The 22,082-nt window shown below is 36.0% G+C and carries 22 protein-coding genes; 10 read left to right on the top strand and 12 right to left on the bottom strand.

From position 1 onward, the window contains the following. The first annotated feature begins 60 nt into the window (after positions 1–60). Complete coding sequence (locus D017_RS12985; protein WP_035337016.1) at positions 61–1,173, top strand: oxidoreductase; 1,113 nt, start codon at positions 61–63, stop codon at positions 1,171–1,173. A gap of 10 nt (positions 1,174–1,183) precedes the next feature. On the opposite strand, the gene D017_RS12980 is transcribed toward D017_RS12985, so the two are convergent. The 4 genes from D017_RS12980 to D017_RS12965 all read right to left on the bottom strand — a co-directional run bounded on the left by D017_RS12980 (position 1,184) and on the right by D017_RS12965 (position 3,965). Next, the gene (locus tag D017_RS12980; protein ID WP_152023901.1) at positions 1,184–1,651 is read right to left on the bottom strand and encodes a hypothetical protein; all 468 of its coding nucleotides are present in this window, start codon (positions 1,649–1,651) and stop codon (positions 1,184–1,186) included. 3 nt (positions 1,652–1,654) lie between these two features. Beyond that, positions 1,655–2,182, bottom strand: coding sequence for a hypothetical protein (locus tag D017_RS12975; RefSeq protein ID WP_035337014.1), 528 nt, complete (start codon positions 2,180–2,182; stop codon positions 1,655–1,657). A gap of 36 nt (positions 2,183–2,218) precedes the next feature. Next, positions 2,219–2,695: an RNA polymerase sigma factor gene (locus tag D017_RS12970; RefSeq protein ID WP_081804695.1), complete on the bottom strand. Its 477-nt coding sequence runs from the start codon at positions 2,693–2,695 to the stop codon at positions 2,219–2,221. 403 nt (positions 2,696–3,098) lie between these two features. Further along, positions 3,099–3,965, bottom strand: coding sequence for an RNA polymerase sigma factor RpoD/SigA (locus D017_RS12965; protein WP_013752207.1), 867 nt, complete (start codon positions 3,963–3,965; stop codon positions 3,099–3,101). 239 nt (positions 3,966–4,204) lie between these two features. Between D017_RS12965 and D017_RS12960 the strand changes: the two genes are divergently transcribed. After that, a complete protein-coding gene (locus D017_RS12960) occupies positions 4,205–4,657 on the top strand; it encodes a Dabb family protein (RefSeq protein ID WP_035337010.1) in 453 nt (150 codons plus the stop codon). Between the two features lie 84 nt (positions 4,658–4,741). Further along, complete coding sequence (locus D017_RS12955; RefSeq protein WP_035337008.1) at positions 4,742–6,493, top strand: ABC transporter ATP-binding protein; 1,752 nt, start codon at positions 4,742–4,744, stop codon at positions 6,491–6,493. A 70-nt stretch (positions 6,494–6,563) separates the two neighbouring features. On the opposite strand, the gene D017_RS12950 is transcribed toward D017_RS12955, so the two are convergent. Beyond that, entirely contained in the window at positions 6,564–6,941 is a 378-nt protein-coding gene (locus tag D017_RS12950) for a DUF2237 domain-containing protein (protein WP_035337005.1), read from the bottom strand. Between the two features lie 133 nt (positions 6,942–7,074). Between D017_RS12950 and D017_RS12945 the strand changes: the two genes are divergently transcribed. Continuing rightward, positions 7,075–7,437, top strand: coding sequence for a DoxX family protein (locus D017_RS12945; RefSeq protein WP_035337002.1), 363 nt, complete (start codon positions 7,075–7,077; stop codon positions 7,435–7,437). On the opposite strand, the gene D017_RS12940 is transcribed toward D017_RS12945, so the two are convergent. Together D017_RS12940 and D017_RS12935 are read right to left on the bottom strand one after the other, a co-directional pair. Continuing rightward, complete coding sequence (locus tag D017_RS12940) at positions 7,430–7,780, bottom strand: DoxX family protein (RefSeq protein ID WP_035337000.1); 351 nt, start codon at positions 7,778–7,780, stop codon at positions 7,430–7,432. The two genes, D017_RS12945 and D017_RS12940, sit on opposite strands and share 8 nt — an antisense overlap. 87 nt (positions 7,781–7,867) lie before the next feature. Next, a complete protein-coding gene (locus D017_RS12935) occupies positions 7,868–8,191 on the bottom strand; it encodes a hypothetical protein (RefSeq protein ID WP_035336997.1) in 324 nt (107 codons plus the stop codon). A gap of 309 nt (positions 8,192–8,500) precedes the next feature. On the opposite strand from D017_RS12935, the gene D017_RS12930 reads away from it, so the two are divergent. Beyond that, positions 8,501–8,947 carry a cold shock domain-containing protein gene (locus D017_RS12930; RefSeq protein WP_035336995.1) on the top strand — a complete coding sequence of 149 codons (447 nt, stop codon included), beginning with the start codon at positions 8,501–8,503 and terminating at the stop codon, positions 8,945–8,947. On the opposite strand, the gene D017_RS12925 is transcribed toward D017_RS12930, so the two are convergent. The 5 genes from D017_RS12925 to D017_RS12905 form a co-directional block, all read right to left on the bottom strand. Further along, positions 8,944–9,519 (bottom strand): pseudouridine synthase, encoded by a 576-nt coding sequence (locus tag D017_RS12925; protein WP_035336992.1) that lies wholly within the window; start codon positions 9,517–9,519, stop codon positions 8,944–8,946. The genes D017_RS12930 and D017_RS12925 overlap by 4 nt on opposite strands. A gap of 60 nt (positions 9,520–9,579) precedes the next feature. After that, positions 9,580–10,464 (bottom strand): 23S rRNA (adenine(1618)-N(6))-methyltransferase RlmF, encoded by an 885-nt coding sequence (gene rlmF, locus D017_RS12920; RefSeq protein WP_343215426.1) that lies wholly within the window; start codon positions 10,462–10,464, stop codon positions 9,580–9,582. Positions 10,465–10,589: 125 nt separating this feature from the next. Beyond that, positions 10,590–10,874, bottom strand: coding sequence for a hypothetical protein (locus D017_RS12915; RefSeq protein WP_035336990.1), 285 nt, complete (start codon positions 10,872–10,874; stop codon positions 10,590–10,592). Between the two features lie 2 nt (positions 10,875–10,876). Then, positions 10,877–12,277 carry an exonuclease domain-containing protein gene (locus D017_RS12910; protein WP_035336988.1) on the bottom strand — a complete coding sequence of 467 codons (1,401 nt, stop codon included), beginning with the start codon at positions 12,275–12,277 and terminating at the stop codon, positions 10,877–10,879. 108 nt (positions 12,278–12,385) lie between these two features. Beyond that, positions 12,386–12,655, bottom strand: coding sequence for an EF-hand domain-containing protein (locus tag D017_RS12905; protein ID WP_013752195.1), 270 nt, complete (start codon positions 12,653–12,655; stop codon positions 12,386–12,388). A 206-nt stretch (positions 12,656–12,861) separates the two neighbouring features. Between D017_RS12905 and D017_RS12900 the strand changes: the two genes are divergently transcribed. The 5 genes from D017_RS12900 to D017_RS12880 all read left to right on the top strand — a co-directional run bounded on the left by D017_RS12900 (position 12,862) and on the right by D017_RS12880 (position 22,078). After that, a complete protein-coding gene (locus D017_RS12900; protein WP_035336986.1) occupies positions 12,862–13,971 on the top strand; it encodes an alkene reductase in 1,110 nt (369 codons plus the stop codon). Between the two features lie 29 nt (positions 13,972–14,000). Continuing rightward, positions 14,001–14,957 carry a YihY/virulence factor BrkB family protein gene (locus tag D017_RS12895; protein ID WP_035336984.1) on the top strand — a complete coding sequence of 319 codons (957 nt, stop codon included), beginning with the start codon at positions 14,001–14,003 and terminating at the stop codon, positions 14,955–14,957. A gap of 48 nt (positions 14,958–15,005) precedes the next feature. After that, the gene (locus D017_RS12890; RefSeq protein ID WP_035336981.1) at positions 15,006–16,049 is read left to right on the top strand and encodes an NAD(P)-dependent alcohol dehydrogenase; all 1,044 of its coding nucleotides are present in this window, start codon (positions 15,006–15,008) and stop codon (positions 16,047–16,049) included. Between the two features lie 291 nt (positions 16,050–16,340). After that, complete coding sequence (locus D017_RS12885) at positions 16,341–16,820, top strand: fasciclin domain-containing protein (protein ID WP_160164973.1); 480 nt, start codon at positions 16,341–16,343, stop codon at positions 16,818–16,820. 218 nt (positions 16,821–17,038) lie between these two features. Continuing rightward, on the top strand, positions 17,039–22,078 hold the full coding sequence (locus D017_RS12880; RefSeq protein WP_035336977.1) for a translocation/assembly module TamB domain-containing protein: 5,040 nt from the start codon (positions 17,039–17,041) through the stop codon (positions 22,076–22,078). Positions 22,079–22,082: the final 4 nt, after the last annotated feature.

Genomic DNA, 22,082 nt, shown 5'->3' with positions numbered 1-22,082 from the left:
TGAGGGTGTAAAGGTATTGGTTCTTTAGGGAATAGTGCTATTTTTACTAAAATTTTGACAATGCGAATTTTATATACTTTTTTTCTTTTATTTCTAATTGTAACATCTTGTAAGGATGTAAATAATAATAATCAAACTGCTGTAATTGAGGGTGCTAACGTTTTCACGAAAGTGGATATCGAATTTTTACATCAGGATAGTACGAGCATACGAGCAATAGAAGTTGCTAATGATGCCGTCATGTATGCGGGTAGTAATGGTCACTACGGTATTTATGAGATGAATCTGGATCAAACCAAATCTACCGATGCAGCGATGGCCTCTCAATTTAAAGTTACAAATAAAGGGAGAATAGATTTCTTAGGTAAAAACCCTGCTTTTAGGAGTATTGCTAGTACAAGCAAAGCATTTTTTATATTATCTATAGAAAATCCAGCACTTCTATACCGCTATGATAGAACTACTAACCAAGTATCCCTTGTTTATACTGAACAAGAAGAGGGAGTTTTTTATGATGCTATGACCTTTTGGAATGAGGAGGAAGGAATCGCAATAGGGGATTCTGTAAACGGTTGTTTATCCGTTATCATTACTAGAGATGGTGGCACTAGCTGGGGTAAACTGGATTGTGGGTCCCTGCCTAATCAATTAGAAAAAGAAGGAGCTTTTGCCGCAAGTAATACTAATATTAAAACGATAAGAGATGAAACGTGGATAATTACAGGTGGTGGTACTTCTAGAATGTATTACTCTGCAAACAAAGGATTTTCATGGAGCATATATAACCTTCCTGTAGCACAAGGAAAAGATACTCAAGGTGCTTATACCATGGATTTTTATGACAATAAAACAGGTATTATATATGGAGGTGATTATACTACACCTGAGGACAACGTAGATAATATTGCAACTACTAGCGACGGTGGTAAATCCTGGGTGATAACAGCATCTGGTGAAAATAACGGTTATAAAAGTTGCGTGCAGTATGTTCCGAATTCAAATGGGAAAGAAATTATTGCAGCTGGATTTACAGGTATTTCTTACTCAAGCGACTCAGGTGCTTCATGGAAGCAACTATCTGATGCGCCATTTTTAACGGTAAGATTTGCAAATGATTCTACAGCTTATGCGGGAGGTAAAAATGCATTAGCCAGGCTTAATTTTAAAAGATAATAAGCTTTTGTTACGGCTCTCTGTGATCGCGCTTTGCATTTTTGTCACCACGAAGTTTATGCAATAAATCTCGTCTAAAATCTCCTTCGGCTTTAAGAAGGATGAGTGTCTTTTTATAAGAAAGCTTGTTTTGCAAATTCAAAAACAGTGTTTTTCTAGCGTCAAGTTTTTGCTGCTCAAAAGACTGAATGTTATCAAGTGTATTTTTTGCAGTATTCTCGTCCATTGTTTCAAACAGATCTCTGGTTTCTTTAAGAACTTTTCGTTCTCTATTATAAATCTCAGACATACGTTCTCCGTAAGTATTATAAATAGGCCAAAACACCTGTGCTTGATCTGGAGTTAATGCTAGTTTTTCGGTTATATATGCAACCTTAAGCGCTTGTATTCTCTCTTTTTTTGCATTTCTATCTTCTTTTTGACCTACTGCAGTCGCAGTGATCATTATCGTAATTATAAATGTTATAAGTAGTCTCATAATTTAATCTAAATAAAAGTGGTAGCTATCTGTGCGATCATCTAGATAGTCTATAATAATTGATTCGTCTAAGGCAATATCATTTTGAAGTGCATCTATGTCTTCATCAGATAACCAATCTGCAAATTCTATTTGTTCAAGATCACTTGCTTCGCTATCAAGATATTCTGCAATAGCAATACTCTCAATTCCGGCAGTTGTGTCTAGTTGTGACCATACAATGCTAACTAGGAGTAGGAGGGCAGCTGCAATCCCTGCCATGGAATAGTAATAGCTTTTTAGAGTTATTACTTTAGTGCCAGTTTCTTGAGCTGGTATATTGTCTTCTTCAAGCTTTCGCGAAAGCGTAGCAAGAATCTCATTTTTAGAGTTCTCAAAATATCCATCAGGAGTATCATAGCGCTCATTACTAGAGCTAGATAATGTAGCTTTTAAAGTTATATCATCAAGAATTTGATCACGACTCGTGTCAAAATAATCCTGAGGAACTTTAAAACCTCTTTTAGACGGTATGTTGTTTGTTTCTTTCACAGTTCTATAAATAAGACTCTTAAAAAGTTAAAAGGTTTAATCTGCTTGCAATATGGCGGTTACTTTTTTTGTGGCAATATGGTAAGAGCTTTTAAGAGCTCCTACAGAAGTACCAAGTATCTCACTCATATCTTCATATTTCATATCTTGATGGTACTTCATCTGGAATACGAGCTGCTGTTTCTCTGGTAATTGGGCTATTGCCTTTTCTAATGCTAGCTGTATATCGTCACCATTAAAATAGACATCACTCTCTAGACTTTCTACCATACGCGTTTGAAGCTCTTCATTTGAAATTTGTAAATGTCGAGCACGTTTCTTAATAAACGTTAGCGATTCATTGGTTGCTATTCTATATAACCAGGTATAGAGCTTACTATCTTCTTTGAAGTTTTTAATACCCTTATATACTTTAATAAAGACGTTTTGCAGCACATCATCTGCATCTTCATGATTTTTTACAATACCTCGTATGTGCCAATACAATGGCTTTTGATATTTATCAAGTAACATGGCAAATGATCCATTATTGGGATCTTGCTGTAATGCGAGTATGAGGTCTTGCTCTTCTATGTGATACGTTTTAACTAACTATAAGACTTCTAATGTACTTAAAGGTTTAATCCAGATAACAATCTGTAGTCCTAATTGGCAGATATTAACATGTAAACATTACTAATATCGATAAAATGCATTTAATAACGATTAAATACACAAATAGCTTGTAGGATTGAATTAAGGGTTTTATATTTGAATCATCATTAAAAGATGGTCAATTAGAATCCCCAATTCATATATTGATTAACAAAGATTTTTTAGTGTCTAGACCCCAAAGCTAGCACTGATGTCTAACCTACTTAACCTAAAAAAGCCCGTAAAAACGGGCTTTTTTTATGTTGTAATAAAGTAAAGGAGATTATCCTAAATACTTCATTAAGATTTTACTTTTAGAAGTATGACGCAATCTTTTGATAGCTTTTTCTCTAATCTGGCGTACACGCTCACGACTTAAATCGAAAATATCTCCTATTTCTTGAAGTGTCATAGCCGGTTGATTACCTAAACCGTAGTTTAAACGTACAACCTCTGCTTCTTTCTCTGTAAGTGTATCAAGTGCTCTGTTAATCTCGATGCTCAAAGACTCCTGCATAAGCTCTCTATCTGGACGAGGTGACTCGCTAGAACTTAAAACGTCATATAAGTTGTTGTCATTTTCACCTTCGGCAAAAGGAGCATCCATACTTAAACTACGACTTACGTTTTTAAGTGAGATCTTTACTTTTTCTTCAGAAATATCAAGATACTTTGCTATTTCTCCAGAGGTAGGCTTACGTTCGTGTACTTGTTGTAAGTAAACCATTGCCTTGTTAATCTTGCTTATCTCACCTATTTTATTGAGAGGTAGACGTACTGTACGGGCATGCTCTGCAATAGCTTGTAAGATAGATTGTCTAATCCACCATACTGCATATGATATAAATTTAAAACCTCTAGTTTCATCAAAGCGTTTTGCTGCTTTTACTAGACCTACGTTTCCTTCATTAATTAAATCAGAAAGGGATAAACCTTGATTTTGATATTGTTTTGCTACAGATATTACAAAACGAAGATTTGCTCTTGTAAGAGCGTCTAGTGCTCTTTCATCTCCTTTTTGAATACGTTGTGCTAACTCAACCTCTTCTTCGGCAGTAATTAAATCAATCTTGCTCACATCCTGAAGGTAGTTATTCAGGGATTTCGTCTCTCTATTAGTAACCTGCTTGGTGATTTTGAGTTGTCTCATGTATTATCTTTGTATTAAGTGAGTATTACCTCATTATAACCTAAATGATTCATAAAAGCAAGTATTTAACTAAAACTGTTAAAAAACATACGCTAAGCCCAGTAAAACTGAAATTAGTAAAAATTATGTTATGATAATTTTAAGATATGATAAGGTTAAAATAAAGTATAAACTCTATTATTGAGTATATATAACGTACAAAGGTAAGATTTGTTACATTTAACTCATAATTATAGCGCATGAAAATACAATTACACCTTATTATTCTTTTCATTTTCAGCATTTTCATAAACTCTTGTGGTCAAAAAGAATCTACTGAGAGTACTACCGCAGTCGAAAATAATCTCATTAGTTCAAAAGATAGCCATACAGCGTTTAATGAAAATTATGCCCACATCGTCTATTTTTGGTTTAAAGACCCCACTAACGAAGAGGACAAACAGTTATTTGAAAAATCTCTGCGCACTTTTTTGGACAGTTCGTTATATGCCAAAACACAATTTATAGGTACGCCTCCTGTGGCTACCCGAGAGGTTGTAGATGATAGCTTTACTTATAATTTGGTATTAAGTTTTGATTCGGCAAAGGATCAGCAAGCGTATCAAGATGAGGCTGCTCATAAAAAGTTTATCGAGGAGTGTGCTCATCTGTGGGAAAAAGTTATCGTTTATGATGCTACAAGCATAAGATAATTACCCCATAGTTACAGCTTTCAAATATAATGACGGTGGTTAGTTACGCTTTCGCGAAAGCGCAATTATAACTAGTTTTGTACTATGTCAAAAGAACAAAGTAAAAAGAGTAAAGTAACTATAACATCTGCATTTAAAACCATTATCTGGCCACGACGAAAGCTAGTATTTATTGGACTCATTCTTATCGTAATAGGTCGTCTCGCTAGCCTTGTATTGCCATGGAAATCAAAAGCTTTACTAGATGACATTATCCCGAATAAAGACATGGCTGCCTTGTATGATTTGCTATGGATGGTAGGATTTGCGCTTCTTATACAAGCCATCACATCATTTTTATTGACACGCATATTAAGTGTACAAGCACAATATCTCATCTCAGAACTTAGAGCTCAAGTACAGAAAAAAGTACTGTCACTACCTATTAGCTTTTTTGATAACACAAAATCAGGAGCGCTTGTGTCACGCATCATGAGTGATGTAGAAGGAGTGCGCAATCTTATAGGGACAGGATTAGTACAACTAGTGGGAGGAACTATAACAGCAGTTATATCACTAGTGCTATTGATACAAATTAACGCCTTAATGACTCTGTTTGTGTTTTTGCCAGTAGCCGTTTTTGGTTATGTTGCCTTACGTGCTTTCAAATATATCCGTCCTATTTTTAGAAATAGAGGTAAAATTAATGCCGAAGTAAAAGGAAGACTTACCGAGACGCTATCTGGTGTGCGAGTAATCAAGGGATTTGGAGCAGAAGAACAAGAAAATAAATCCTTTGAAGAAGGTGTAGATAGATTATTCCAAAACGTCAAGAAAAGTCTTACTGCCACAGCGGTGATGTCAAGTAGTTCTACTTTTTTACTTGGTTTAGCATCTGTGGGAATTATGGGTATAGGTGGCTATTTTATGATACAAGGGGAGATGACTACGGGAGAGTTTCTGTTTTTTACACTCTTGCTAGGTTTTATGATTGCACCTATCGTACAAATGAGTAATATAGGGAGCCAACTTACAGAGGCGCTAGCAGGATTAGATCGTACAGAGGAGTTAATGAATATGACTCCTGAGGATGAAATAGGGAATCGGGATATAGAACTAGAAAATTTTAAAGGAAATATAAAATTTGAAAATGTATCCTTCTCTTATGAACAAGGTAAAGAAGTGATACATAATATTTCCTTTGAAGCAAAAGCCGGAACAACCGTAGCACTTGTAGGTAGTTCTGGTTCTGGAAAATCTACTATTGCTGGATTATCTGCAACATTTTTAAATCCTCAACAAGGAGTGGTATCTGTAGGCGGGCAAGACTTATCACGAGTAAAACTACCTAGCTTTAGAAAGCACTTAGGGGTTGTATTGCAAGATGAATTTCTTTTTGAGGGAACCATACGGGATAATATAATGTTCCCTAGACCTAATGCCTCAGAGGAGCGACTACAAGAAGCGGTAGAGGCGGGTTATGTAAATGAATTTACAGATCGTTTTGAAGATGGACTTGATACACTTATAGGTGAGCGAGGTGTAAAGCTATCTGGAGGGCAACGACAGCGCATTGCCATTGCTAGAGCAATACTTGCCGCTCCTAAAGTCATTATACTAGATGAAGCAACCTCAAATCTAGACACGGAAAGCGAAGCGCTTATTCAAAAGTCATTATCACAGCTTGTAAAAGATAGGACAACTATCGTTATTGCCCACAGACTTAGTACTATTAAGAAAGCAGATCAAATCCTAGTCATAGAAGATGGTCGTATTGCGGAGCAAGGTACCCATGATGAACTTATTGAGGGAGAAGGAAGGTATTTTGACCTATACACCTATCAAGCGAAGATTTAGTGATTTTTCAAATAGCTATTAGATAAACAATTCACTTACAGTATAAGTAATATGCAAGAACTATTTGTTCTTAATCGTAGGCATATTTTTTAAGCATATCAATAGTAGTATATTCTAATGCTTTTTGATCTGTGGCTGCCAATTTTATAATTGGTGCGACCCCAGCTTTTTCTGCTTCTAGCCATCTTAAAATACACAAACACCATCCGTCACCAGGTTTGAGTCCTGGAAAATTCCATTGTGGAATAGGGGTGGAGAGGTCATTCCCTTTAGATTTTGTGTATGCAAGGAAATCCTTAGTCATAATAGCGCAGACTACGTGGGTTCCTTGATCTACAGCAGCAGTCCTGCAATATCCATCTCTAAAAAATCCTGTCATAGGGTCATAACAACAAGCTATTAATGGCGTTTCTAATACATTGAGAGGTACCGATTTAGTTTGGCTCATGTTTTACTTAAATTTTGTTAAGTAAAGGTCTTAAATCTTAATCTAATGGTAAATTATAAGAGATAAATTAATATTTTAAATGAAACGTATGCATTACCTGCCTTAAAATCTTAATTTTAAATAAAAAAAGAAAATGGAGTATTTATCGATTGTTTTAAAATGTATCGTTGGCTTAAGCATTCTTAATGTATGGCTATTACGTAAAGGACAATCTTCACCTTGGAGAGGGGGAGATGCAAACTCATTAAAAGAAGAGTTTGCTCATTATGGTTTATCAGAAACTACAATGAAAGCCGTAGGAACAATTAAGTGTTTACTTGCAGTAGGACTACTTGTATCTATTGTGGTACCTAGTTTGGAATTTTATAGTGCATTGGGTATTGCTGTAATGATGGTAGGCGCGATTGCAATGCATTTAAAAGTGGGCGATGCGTTGAAGAAATCTTTCCCTGCATTTCTATTTTTAGCACTTTCGGTATTTATTATTCTTATCTAATAAATGTTAGATAGTATGCTAGGTAAGCATTAAGCACAAAAAATATAAAAGATGGTAAAGCGGCTATAAACGTATCTTTTATTTTAAGCCGTACACCCCAACCTAATAACATAAGTAATGAGATTCCTATAAGAGCCGCAACTTGAAGCGGCTTATAGAAAAATCCTAATAAAACACCTAAGCCACCTATAATTTGTGCTACGCCAGTAATTTTTCTTTGAAGGGTTGATAGCCCAAAACGCTCAAATTCGGCAGTCATGAAATTAGATGACAAACAACTCACACCATAATAAAGGAATGAAAAGCCTATTAAACCGATAAGTATTGTATGTGCTATTGTCATTTAATAAATATATGCTATTGGTAAAGTTAACTTCCAGATAAATAAAAAGCGACCATTTGGTCGCTTTTTATCGTTAAGTGCAAATCGTTACTTAATGTATTGATTACTTTGTTCTTCAAGGTTTTCATTAGACTCTCCTCCTTGACTATATAACATATTTTCTTCATCTTTTATACGGTTTGTAGTTTTCTTGCTAGCCGCGGTGCGTCCAGGAACGTCAAGGTCTTTCCCAGAAAAGTCAACTTTTTCTACTCTATTAGTTAACGCCACATCATCACCACCGTCCAGACGGATATTATTTTCGATGTCTTGTCCTAATACTTTAAGGTCTTCACTCGTAATATCAGAGTTGTATGATGTGTCTTTTTGATTTTCCTTAAGCCTGTTATTTGTATTTGCTTGTGTTTTCATATCTATTGTTTTTTATAAAGTTAAGAACAGAATCAAGTAATAAAATGACCTTTAACCCATTGATAAGAAAAGGATAACAAAAGGTGTTAAAAGCAAGAAGTAGTGGGGTGGATAAGTTATTACGCTTTCGCGAAAGCAAAAAAATCACTTTATTTTTTGTATCTTTACAAATATTCACGCATACCTTATCAAAAGGTAGATTGCACAGTTCAAAATTCTTTTACAGACTTAATGGTATTTTAAACTGCGTAAACGTGAGCGTTACGAGATATTCTTGTAGCGACTTCATTTAATACGATAAAAGAGTTAATGGCTAGACCACAAGAAACCTTTGGTAAAAAAGAACGAGAAAAGAAAAGGCTAAAAAAAGCTGAAGACAAACGCAAGAAAAAAGCTGCGCGTAAAGAGAGCGGAGAAAAATTAAACGAATTTGTATACGTAAACCACTTAGGGCAACTAGTGGATACGCCACCAGATCCATCGCTTAAAGAAGAAGTAGATGTAGAGGATATTGTTTTAGGTATTCCTAAAAAGGAAGAAGGCGATGAGCCAGATCCTATTAGAACTGGTTTTGTAGAATTCTTTGACTCTTCAAAAGGTTTTGGATTTATCAAAGATGCCGATACTCCAGAGAAGTACTTTGTACACATTTCTGAAGTACGTGATGGTGAACTTAAAGAAGGCAATAAAGTGTCTTATGAAATAGAAAGAGGACAGAAGGGAATGAACGCAGTACGCGTGAGTAAAGTTTCTTAAAGTAATTCTTTTACCTCAATAACTTGTTTAGGCTCCAGACCCATTAGGGTTTGTGAGCCTATTCTTATTCTAACAAGTCTGAGTGTAGGAAATCCTACAGCACTCGTCATCTTACGTACTTGTCTAAATTTTCCCTCTGTAATAGTGACAGATATCCATGGAGCCGGACCATGACGAGCATCCCTTATCTTTTTTGAACGTTCCGGAAGGTTAGGAGTTCCTGCAAGTCTCCTTACTTTTGATGGTTTAGTAAGGTATTTCTTGCCATCAAAACCTATTTCTACTCCAGCAGCCATTTCTTCAATCGCTTGGTCTGTAATATCGCCATCTACTTGAACATAATATTCCTTTTCAATACCTGATCGATTAATGGTATCTGAGAGTTTACCATCTGTTGTCATGAGTAATAATCCCTCAGATTTTTCATCAAGACGACCTATAGCCATTGTGCCCTTAGGAAAGTCATAAAGCTCACTCAAAAATCTCTTTTTCCTAGCCTGGCGCTCATCATTACTAAGCAACTGACTAATAAAACCATAGGGTTTAAATAATTTGAAGTGAGTATGGCTCATATCTAATTAAAGGAAGAGAAAAGAAATTGAGTTGATTGTTAAGAAGTGTATTGTTTAATATTATTCTTTAAATCTCCAAGCTAGAAATCTTGACTTCTTATTACCCTGAGACATATCAACAGTTCTATGCTCTGCTTTAAGCTTCTCAAGTTGCTTTTTAATCTTAGGAAGGTGCTCACTCTTTGAAACTAAAGTTGTAAACCAACCTACTTGGGATTTAAAATTTACACTTTCCTTGACCATGCGCTTAATAAATAGTGCTTCTCCACCATTACACCATAGCTCATTAGATTGTCCCGCAAAGTTACGCTCAACTTCTTTGAGTTTAAGCCCTTTTGATTTTTCCTTGGTCGCTTTAAAAGCGTCTTTTTCAGAGCTGTAAAAAGGAGGATTACACATTGTAAAATCGTAATGCTCGTCAGGTAAAATTGCTCCTTTAAAGATATTAGCACGATCCTGTTGATAGGTAGCTGTTAAAAAACCTTTGAGGTGTGTGTTTTTTTCAAGAATAGCATTTGCATTTCTAATTGCTTTTGCATCAATATCAACTCCTTTCATTTTCCATTTAAAAACAGATCCTGCTAGAAGTGGATACACAAAATTTGCACCAGTACCTATATCAAGTCCATGTGCGTCTTCCTTGCCTAAAAAATCATTGAGATAATGGAGATAATCTACACGTCCTGGGACTGCTGGACATAAATATCCTTCAGGAATCTCATACCAGTTTAATGAATAGTCATTTAATAAAATAGCACGATTAAGTTCTAATACTGCTTTAGGATTTGTAAAATCTATTGTTTGAATACCACGGTCTGTTTCTAGAACATAAGGAGCAAGCTCTTTATTTGCTTTTCTAAGCTGTTTAAAGAGATAAGGACCTATATTTTTGTTATTTGGGTGCATAGAAAGATAATTAGTAGTACCGTGATTATATGTTATCATGGCCTTTTATAAACCACTATATATCTCGATATCATATACTGTGATTAATGGTGCAAAATTACCAATTATACTTTCCTTAATAAGAAAAGGTACTCTTTTTATTTAAATCTTTAAGAGATAAATATCTATGCTAATTTCCCGCGGTATGCTAGAGAAATCATATTATGTGATAAAAGTAGGTTTTTATCTTTCACATAAGATGAGAGATAAGATATGACCAGTTTTCTTTGATCTATAGTAAGATGCTTATATGCTGGCTTAGCAATCTGAGTATCCCACTTTGTACCTATGACATTATCTAGCGCAATGCGTAGATAGCAATGGTTTTGAAAATTAAGATCAGGATAATGACTTACTAATAGTTCAGGTATTTCAAGGTAATAGGTTTTAAAATCTAAGGCTGTGTCCATAATTAAGCAGAAATAGCAAGTGATACAATAAGCGGGTTTTTATGTCTACGTAAATAACTTCTCAATATCATGTCTGTATGATACGTACTTTTTTTAGGTAATAAATGTGAGGCTACTTCATCAAAATGACGCACCTGCTCCGTCTCAGGAACAAAACCAAAACCTCTATAAACACCTTTCTCTATATATATAAAAGCTGTTTCATCATCTGTACGACCATCTTCTTTAATAATGTAACTCTCATTTTCTGCATCAAAGGATTCTAATGCCGCTCGAACTCGGAGATTATAATCAGACACAGATTCATTATCACTACAAATACCTTTGCAATTTTTTAAACTGTAGTGCGAGCATTCATCAAAAGTTGCTTGAAGTCCGCAAAAACGAGGACATAACTCAAACATCTCACACAGCTCCATGAGTCGCTCTGTCGCTTTTGCCCTTGTGTACACTTTTTGAGTAGCAGTATGACGATATTTTGTCTTGGCTACCGCGAGCTGTATGATACCTTTTCTATTCTCATAGGACATAATAGAGTAGGTACTAGCAGGTATTTTTTGCGCTCTATTAAACTTTGGATAATATTGCTGGATATATTCAGATTCTAATAATAGTGCACAAAGTTCATTACCAGTAACTTCATAATCTATTTGATAGGTTTCTTGACCTAATAAGTATTCCTTGTTTTTCTTGTCGTAAAAATGCGAGAGGACTCTCTTTTTAATATTAATTGCCTTGCCCACATAAATCACTTTACCCGCACGATCTTTAAATAAGTATATTCCAGCAGTTTCTGGTAACTCTTGAATAATGCGCGATGGTAAATGTGGTGGGAGCGTTGCTTCTTTTGACCGAACATTGAGGAAGGAACTCATTACTTTTCCATCTTCATCCATTACTAGTAATTTTTTAAAAAGAATAACGGTAGCATCTGTATCTCCTTCGGCTCTGTGACGATTGTTAAGAGGAACTCCTATAGAGGCGCACAGATTGCCTAACGAGTAGCTGAAGAGGCTAGGTATAAGCTTTCGCGAAAGTCTCACCGTACACAGTTTCTTTCGAGTAAATGAATGACCGAGTCGCTTGAACTCACTACGTAATACATTAAAATCAAAAGTGACATTATGTGCTACAAATATGGCTCCAGAGGATATCTCAATAATGCGATCTGCGATTTCATTAAACAGTGGTGCATCTGCCACCATAGCATCATCTATCCCTGTAAGATTGGTAATAAATGGCGGGATGTATTGTTCTGGGTTTACTAGTGAAGTAAATTTATCTACTACCTCACCATCTTTAAGGCGTACCGCACAAATTTCTGTAATGCGATTGCCGTTAATTCCTTTTCCCGTAGTTTCTACGTCTATAACACAATGATATGTAGGCTCTGTCTCATTCATAAATGAGTTACAAAGTTACTCTTTATTTTGAAATATTAGGAATAATTCCTAAAAAATGGAAAATATTATGAATGCTATTCAAAAAGTGTGAATGCTATTAGAGGAAAATCAGTGTTTGATTTCGTCAAGTGCTTTTTTAAACTCTTCCCAGCTTACATTATCATTACCATCCTTACTGTATCCATCTATGAGTGCAGATGCAACCATAGATCTTATAAAACCACTTATTTCTGCTTTTTTCAAAAGTTCTTTGATTTCATCTTTGGATAAAGTACCATTACCATCTTCATCAAAAAAAGCAAAAGCCTGCTCGGGACTATCAAATTCTTGTGTGATTAAAATTTGAAGTTTCTTGAGAATCATGTCTTTAGTTGCCATGTGCTAGATTTTTGTGAAAGTGAACTATTACTGTATTCACTTAGGGTCTAAAAATACAACTTCACTTACTGGCATCAAATAGATTGAAGGCTATGATTTTAATTTTTCACGAAAGTGAAAACCTTATGAAAATGAAAACACTGTTTTAACAACGCCTTAACCGCTATGAGCGAAAGCATGCGCTAGCTTTGCAAATAAAAAGGTACATGAAAGATTATAAAGAACTCTTAAGCCCATTAAAAACTGAACATTTTTCATTAAAAAATAAAGTAGTAATGGCTCCTCTTACGAGATCAAGGTCTACTGCGGGACATATCCCGACAGATATAATGATTCAATACTACGGTGAGCGTGCAGGAGCAGGACTTATTATTACAGAAGGAACATCGCCATCACTTAATGGTGTAGGATATCCTCGTATACCTGGTATTTATAGTCGTGAGCAAGTAAAAGCATGGACGCCAGTAGCAGCTGCTGTACACAAAAATGATGGAAAGATATTTATGCAACTTATGCACTCTGGACGTATATCACATCCAGATAATATGTCTGAGGAGGCAGTTATTTTTGCACCATCTGCTATTAGACCAGAGGAAACGAAGATGTATGTAGATGGTAAAGGTGAATTATCTATCCCAGAGCCTACAGCGATGACTGTTGAAGATATAGAAAATACCATAGAAGAATATGTTACTGCGGCAAAAAATGCTATTGAAGCAGGTTTTGACGGTGTAGAAGTACATAGTGCAAATGGGTACTTACTAGATCAGTTTTTAAATACTGGAACAAATAAGAGAGATGATCATTACGGAGGATCTGTAGAGAATAGATGCCGCTTTACACTTGAGGTTACAGAACGTGTTATAGCGGCAATAGGGAAAGAAAAAGTGGGAATCAGACTTTCTCCTAATGGAGCAATGAATGACCTTGGGCCTTTTGATAGTCAGAAAGAAACATTTGATTACCTGTCTGCAAAATTAGAAGAGCTTGCGCCAGTTTATATACATCTCGTAAACCACGAGTCTATGGGTGCACCTGGCTTACCGGCAGATATCCAGAAAAATATACGCGACCGTTTTAGCGGTTTGCTTATTCTAAGTGGTGGTTATGATGCTGCAAAGGCAAATCAAGACTTAATGGATAATAAAGGAGATTTAGTCGCTTTTGGACGTAATTTTATAGCAAACCCAGATTTAGTAAAGCGTTTTGAAGAAAATGCTTCTCTCAATGACCCTAATCCAGATACATTTTACACACTTGGTAAAGAAGGTTACATTGATTACCCAACACTCGAAGAGCAAAAAGAGAACTCATAACTTTTAAACCCTTGCAAAAGGGTTTTTTTATGGAAGAAATAGACAACTATATGACGGCAGACCAAGGCAGGCATTCTTTTAAAATAAAGGATGTGCCTCGCCTTACGGTTGACACTTATAAAAACTGGATGGCATCAGAGCCATTTAAGCTAAGTGCTATTGTTGCATATTATGCCATTTTATCACTACCTGCACTTGTTGTTATTATTTTAAACATTGTAGGTGCAGTCTGGGGCAGAGACATTGTTCAAGGAGAGCTACTTGCTGAAATCACTAAAGTTTTAGGACAAGAAACAGCCGAGTCTATACGACTCATGATGGTAGACCGAGGAGATGAAGAAACTGGTTTTTTTACAGCTACGGTGGGTATATTAGTACTATTATATGGTGCAACGGGTGTTTTTTTTCAATTACAGCAGGCACTAGACACTATATGGGGAGTAAATCTCAATGAGCAAGATGGGATTTTTAATATTATAAAAAGTAGAGCAAAGGGTTTTGGATTTATTTTGATTATTGGTTTCCTGCTTCTCATCAGTTTTATAGCCACTTCACTACTTAGTGCTTTTTCAAATAGACTTGCAGAATTCTTACCAGCTTCTTTAATAGAATTTATTTTTATAATCGACATATCCATTTCGCTCATAGTGATTTACACGTTATTTGCTGCATTATTTAAGTTCTTGCCCAGTGTTTATATTAGGTGGAAAGCAGTACGAGTAGGCGCTGGTCTTACAACCATTCTATTTATACTAGGAGAAGTTGCAATGGCCTACTACTTTAATACTATGGAGCCTGGTTCTACATATGGAGCAGCAGGATCTATAATCCTCATCATGCTCTGGGTTTCTTATAGCAGCCTGATTTTATTCTTTGGAGCAAATTTTACGAGAGTCTATGCAGACGCCTACTATAATAAAGCTCGCCAGTTAAAAACAGGAGTAGGTTTCAGAAGATTTCAACATTTTAAAAAGAAAGAAGAATAGTTACGCTTTCGCGAAAACTAGACATAACAATAAACTAAATAACCAAATATGACAGAAGTAAAAGCATACGGTGCCCAAGATAAAGATGCCGATTTAAAAGAAATGACGATAAAGCGTCGTGATACACTCGCTACAGATGTAAAGATAAAAATCACATATTGTGGAGTTTGTCACAGCGATATACATACAGTAAGAAGTGATTGGGGACCAGCAATGTATCCTGTAGTTCCAGGTCATGAAATAGTAGGAGAAGTAATAGAAGTAGGATCTGAAGTAACTGGGTTTAAAAAAGGAGACGTTGTAGGAGTAGGCTGCCTCGTTGATTCATGTCAAGAATGTTCTTCATGTAAAAGTGACCTTGAGCAATTCTGTAAAGAAGGCGCGACATGGACTTACAACAGTAAAGACAAGCATACAGATGGGCACACTTTTGGAGGGTACTCTCAAGAAGTAACTGTAGATCAGAACTTTGTACTTAACATACCAAGTAATCTAGATTTAAAAGCCGTTGCACCTTTATTGTGCGCAGGTATCACTACGTTCTCACCATTACACCACTGGGGTATCAAGGAAGGAATGAAAGTAGGAATTGTAGGTCTAGGTGGTCTAGGCCACATGGGAATTAAGTTTTCTCATGCAATGGGGGCAGAAACAGTAATGATCACTACTTCAAAAGGAAAGGCAGATGATGCAAAACGTCTAGGTGCTGATAGTGTTCTTATCTCTAAGGATGAAGATGCGATGGAAGAGCAACACGGAACATTTGATTTTATATTAAACACGGTACCTGTAAGCCATGATATTAATCCATATTTATCACTTCTAGGTGTAGATGGTACTATGTGTATGGTAGGAGCTATAGAACCATTACCAGATGTTCATGGCGGTAATCTTATTATGGGACGTAAAAGTGTTGCAGGTTCTCTTATAGGAGGAATTAAAGAGACTCAAGAAATGCTTGATTTTTGCGGTAAGCACAACATTGTAAGTGATATAGAAATGATTGATATGAAAAACATCAATGAAGCCTATGAGCGAGTACAAAATAACGATGTAAAATATCGTTTTGTTATTGATATGGATACCCTATAATCGGTGTCTTATTTATTGAAAAGTTATAAAAAGCGAGCTATAATGGCTCGCTTTTTATGTTTTTAACGTCTTTTCTTTCAGTTTTAACGATTACTTAGCGGTCATTCTTTAGTCTCCTTATGATATTTGTAAAAAAGAGAAATTACCATGTTTTTAAACAAATCGATACTGTTAGGAGGATGCGTTGCCGCACTCATGGCGCTATCTTCTTGTGATAATAAACAAAGAAATCAACAAATAAGAGAAGAAGCGAAACGTGAGATTTTTCAAAAGAAATTATCAGAAAAAGCTTTGAAAGAACAGATTACCATCGAAGATAATAAGGTTCATGGCTTGGTGTCAAAAATTAATGAGAAAGAAGAACTTTCAGAATTTGAATTACAAATTAGGGAATTAGACATTGATGAATGCTTAGTAAATAAAGGAGTCTTTACTGTATTTGCTCCCATAAATGAAGCGTTTGAAGATAAGAACCTCGACATTCTCGATAACGAGTCTGATAATTATAATAAGGCAGAGGCAAAAACCGCACTCAAGTATCACCTTGTAAAGAATAAGTGGACTACCGAAAAACTAACTTCAGAAATTATAAATAGTGGAGGCTCACTAGAGTTGACCACTCAAAATGGAAGCAGTATACAGGCCGAGTTAGATAAGTCAGCTATTATTCTCAACGATAATACTGGCCATAGTGCAAGAATTATAACATCAGATATAAGCCCATCTAATGGCTCTATATTTATAATAGATAATGTCTTACTAGCTGACTAGCAGTACTAGTAGCTTTTCTCCAATCCAGAAGTCGTTCGTTTATACTTAGATTATCACATGTCAATCTCTAATTACGCTTTCGCGAAAGCGTAACTCACAACAATGTTAAAATTTTAATAGTAGTTCGATACTATTTAACAGAAGATTACATCGTCAAATTATGTTAAAAGCGAATATGGGCGTTAATTTGTTAAAGCTTATCAAACCCTCTATTTTCATTGTCAGAAGAACAACAGTCTATCCAAAAAAAGCCTAAGAGAAAGTATCGATGGCTGCGCATTATTGGTCGAATCTTACTGACCATACTTCTTATTTTATTCTTAATTATTTTATTCATTCGCAGTGAGTGGGGACAGAATATTATAGCTTCAAAAGCAGTTACCTATTTATCTGAAAAAACAAATACCAAAGTTGAACTAGAAAGGTTGTTTATCACTTTTGACGGTGATATTGCGGTCGAAGGACTTTATATAGAAGATAAGAAAGGTGATACACTGGTTTACAGCAGATCATTAGAGGCAAATATCCCATTTCTTCCTATAATTCAGGGTTCTGGAATAGGGATAGAGGATGCACAATGGGAAGGCGTTCGTGCAAATATTATTAGAGAGGACAGTATCTCTGGGTTCAACTTTGACTTTATTACAGAAGCATTTGCTAGCCCATCAACTGCAGTGATAGATACCACTACGACAAAGCCGCTTGATATAATTATAGGAGATATTTCCCTAAAGGATTTTGACATCACTTACAATGATGCCGTAACCGGAATTACAAGTAGTTATGTATTTGATGTTCTTGAAGTAGAGGTGGATGTAGTAGACCTAGAAGCAATAAAATTTACTGCTACTAGTGGCTTGATTGAAAATGGACGCTTTAATATTTACCAAGTCCCAATCCCTTCAGATCCTAATGCAGAAGAAATTCCGCTGCCATTTCTAGCGTTTGACGAGTTAACGCTTAACAACGTTAGCGGTAATTATACTGGTACAGAGGCAGGAATTGATTTTGATTTCGACTTCCAAGAATTATATACCGAAATCCCAAAGGCAGATTTTAATACGTTTACCATAGATGTAAATACAATCAATATTGCAGATAGCAAGTTGGGTATTGATATGACCACTGTTGCATCTGCAACAGATAATGAAACGGTAGCGAGTTCCATTTTTCCGGCTTACAGTATTGAAATAAACGATGCGCTAATAAAAAATACAGATATTGCCTATACAGTAGATGGAGCAACTCCTTCTAAAGGTACATTCAATCCCAATGCTGTTATTCTTGAAGATATTGCCTTTGACGCATCAAATACATTTCTAAAAGATTTTAAAGCGGGTAGTACTATCGATCATCTTTCGGGTTATGAATTTAGTGGTATTCATCTCAAATCTTTGGCAACAGATTTTATCGTTTCTGAGCAAAATCTAGCTATCAATGATTTAAAGCTTCAGTTAAATAATAGTGCTTTAGATGGTAATATATCAATGAATTACCCTTCGTTTGAATCATTAACATCGCAACCTGAAAAGGTAACTCTAAATGTCTCAATACCAAGCGTTAAATTTAATGTTAAGGATGCTTATCGATTTCAGAAAGACTTAGCAAACAATCAATATGCAAGCGCATTAAGCAAGCAATTAATAACTGGATCTGTAAGTGCAACAGGATCGTTGGCTTCACTTGATGTTCCATCATTACGCGTGAATTGGGGTAATGAAACAGCGATTTCAGCAAGTGGTTCTCTTAGTAATCTTAATGATGTAGATAAACTCTACGTGAACTTACCAAAATTACAAGCACAAACAACCAAGCGAGATATTTCAAAGTTTACAAGCACAGACTCGCTTTCAATTAATTTACCTGAGAAGTTTAAACTAGTAGGGAGTGCAAAAGGTAGTATTGAGGATATTATAGCGAACGCAACAATGACTACAAGCCAAGGTGCAGCAACCATAGCTGGTAGATTTAAAAATAGTAACAGAATTGCATTTGAGGCAGATCTTGCTGTGCAGGAATATGCGATGGGAGAATTATTGGGGAATGACCAATTAGGAGCACTCACCTTATCTGTTAAAACTAGTGGATCAGGGAGCACCATAAATACACTCGATGCTAGTGTAGATGCAACTGTAAATACTTTCCAATATAATAAGTATGCCATTAAGGATCTTAACCTTAAAGGTCAAGTCACAAATGGTAAAGGAGCATTTGAATCTACTTATAAAGATGAAAATCTTAATATGACGTTAGACGGCTTAGTAGTGTTAGATTCTATAGCTCCTGAAGCCTCAATAGATCTTGACATTATAGGAGCAGATCTTCAAGCGCTTGGTCTCATGCAAAGAGATGTGCGCACAGGTTTTAAACTAAAAGGAAATTTTAAAGGTAATGCAACGAGTTATGATGTAGCTGCTACGATGGATGATGGTATTATTGTTTACGATGACCGCTCATACCTTATCGGGAATCTAGATGGTACTGCGAGAGTTCGCCCAGATAGTACCTCAGTTACTTTTGATAATAAAATCATGAATCTTGATTTAAAATCAAATGCAGATCCAGCACGCATAACAACAGCACTTCAAGATCACATTTATAGCTATTTCTATAGAGATGTGGCTGTTGCAGATACACTGGTGAATCCTGTAAATCTTATTCTTAAAGGAAAAATTAGACAGTCGCCTTTGCTTAATGAAGTGTTTTTAGTAAACATGAAAGATCTTGACACGGTATCCATTGATCTAGACTTTGCGCAAGCAGAGCGTGTCTTAAATGCTTCTATTAAAGCACCACATATTAATTATGGAGGTAATGAGATTGATAGTCTTGCTTTTGTAATGAATACAGATAAGGATGATTTTAATTTCAATCTAGGCTTTAAAGGAATTAAAGCTGGACCACTTGCAATTCAGCGTACAGAGATAAGCGGTAATCAGACCAATAATGAGCTAGCATTAGATTTTCTTGCCTATGCGGGAGGAGAGAAGCTTATACAAGTTCAATCTGAAATTACTGGAAGTAGAGAGAATCTCCGTTTTCATGTATTGAGAGATAGTTTGATTTTTAATAAAAAACAATGGGGAATCCCAGTTACTAATGAAGTCCTCATCACAGATAAAAAATTATCCTTTAACGATTTTCGCTTTAAGCGAAATACCCAATCAGTAGAGATTACAGATAAGCTTCCTACCATTGAGAAAGACCATATCGCAATAGACTTTAGGAATTTTAAGATTAGCGAATTTCTAGCTTATCTCAATCCGAATGAGCAACTAGCTACTGGAAATCTTAACGGAGATTTGGTGTTAGAAGAGCCTTTTGGAGATTTAGGTTTTTTGGCAGACTTATATGTGCAAGAGCTAGGTTTATTAGGAGAAAACTTAGGCACAGCAGAGCTTACAGGTAGGTCACTCAATGGAGATCGTTATGACTTCAACCTGGGAGTGCAAGGTGGAAGTGTAGACCTTGATCTGACTGGTGATTATGTAGCAGACGTAGATGGCGCATTGATTAATATGGATCTCGATATTAATGAGATTAAAATGGAAGCTATAGATGGCTTTTCTCTTGGTGAACTCAAAGATGGCTCAGGAAGTCTTGAGGGTAATTTTAAATTAAATGGGGCACTTGCAAGCTTAGAATATCAAGGATTTTTGAGGTTTAAGAATGGTGGATTTATAGTATCAAAGCTCAATGCTCCTTTTTCTTTAAAGAACGAAACAATCTCCTTAGATAACGATGGAATCTCGATGTCTAATTTTACAGTATTAGATGAAAAACAAAACACACTTGTAGTCTCTGGGCTCATTGGTACGGAGAGTTTTATTAATCCAACTTTTGATTTAACAATTAACGCAAAAGATTTTCAGGCTTTAAATGCTAAGCCAGAAGATAATGACTTCATTTATGGTACGGCTGTTTTTGATGCAAAAGCAAGTATCAAGGGGGATTTACAAATTCCAATTGTTACAGTAGACGCGACAGTAGGAGGTGCTACTGATGTTACTTATGTGATGCCTACGGCGGCAGCAAATATAGAATCTAGTGACGGAATTGTTGTTTTTGTAAATCGTGAAAATCCAGATGCCATACTTACAAGAACAGAAGAGGAGACCGGTACAATTACAGGTTTTGATTTTAAAGGACTTTTTAAGGTAAACAAAGAAGCGCTAGTAACTGTTCTTATAGATAAAGAAACAGGTGATAATCTCAAAGTACAAGGAGAAGGAGATTTTAATTTTACATTACAACCTAATGGTAGAATGACGCTCACGGGTGTGTACGACGTAACCAGTGGTCAGTATGAAATGAATCTTTACAATCTAGTGAACCGCACATTTAAATTAGATCCTGGTAGTAGAGTAAGCTGGTCTGGTGATCCATTTGATGCAAAACTTGATGTACGTGCTGTATATGAAGTTGAGGCTTCTGCATCACCTTTAATGGCAAGCGCAAATGCAGGAGCAGATCCTGCTCAAATTAGTAAATACAGACAGCAGCTACCGTTCTTAGTATATTTAAATATAGATGGCGAACTTCTGAGTCCAAAAATTAATTTTGCGCTTGATTTACCAGAAGACGAACAAGGCGCCATAGGTGGCCAAGTTTATAGCCGTGTGCAGCAAGTAAACCAGCAAGAAGGAGAGCTCAACCGTCAGGTATTCTCATTGCTGGTATTAAATAGATTTTATCCAGATTCCAATTCTGATGGAAGTCGCGGTGGTTTTGCAAGTATTGCAAGAGATAACTTAAATGACGCTTTATCGGACCAGCTTAATATTTTTTCAGATAAGTTATTAGGTAAAACAGGATTTCAACTTGATTTCGGATTAGATAGTTTTACAGATTATCAAGGAACCACACCGCAAGAGCGCACACAACTAGATATTGCAGCACAACGTAAGTTTTTTGGGGATAAGCTTACAGTACGCGTGGGCAGTAGTGTTGATGTAGCTGGTCAGAGTGCCTCTGGCGAGAGCAATCCGCTTATAGGGAATGTGAGTCTTGAATATGAGCTTACAGAGGATGGTCAATACCGTCTTAAAGGTTTTCGTCGTAGTGAGTTTGAGAATGTAATAGATGGACAAACGATTGTAAGTGGTATTTCACTTATATTCCAGCAAGAGTTCAATAAATTTAGTCAGCTGTGGGATGCTATTTTAAGAAAGAAACAGCAGCAGCTTGTAGAAGAGGAAAAAGCTAAGAAAGAAGCGACTCCACCTGAGGAAACTATTGAAAACAATAAAAACAACTAGCACG

It is taken from the genome of Dokdonia sp. PRO95 (genome assembly GCF_000355805.1).
Taxonomy (GTDB): Bacteria; Bacteroidota; Bacteroidia; order Flavobacteriales; family Flavobacteriaceae; genus Dokdonia.
The sequence above is the reverse complement of the archived record's forward strand: the minus strand, read 5'-3'. Positions and strand labels throughout refer to the sequence as shown.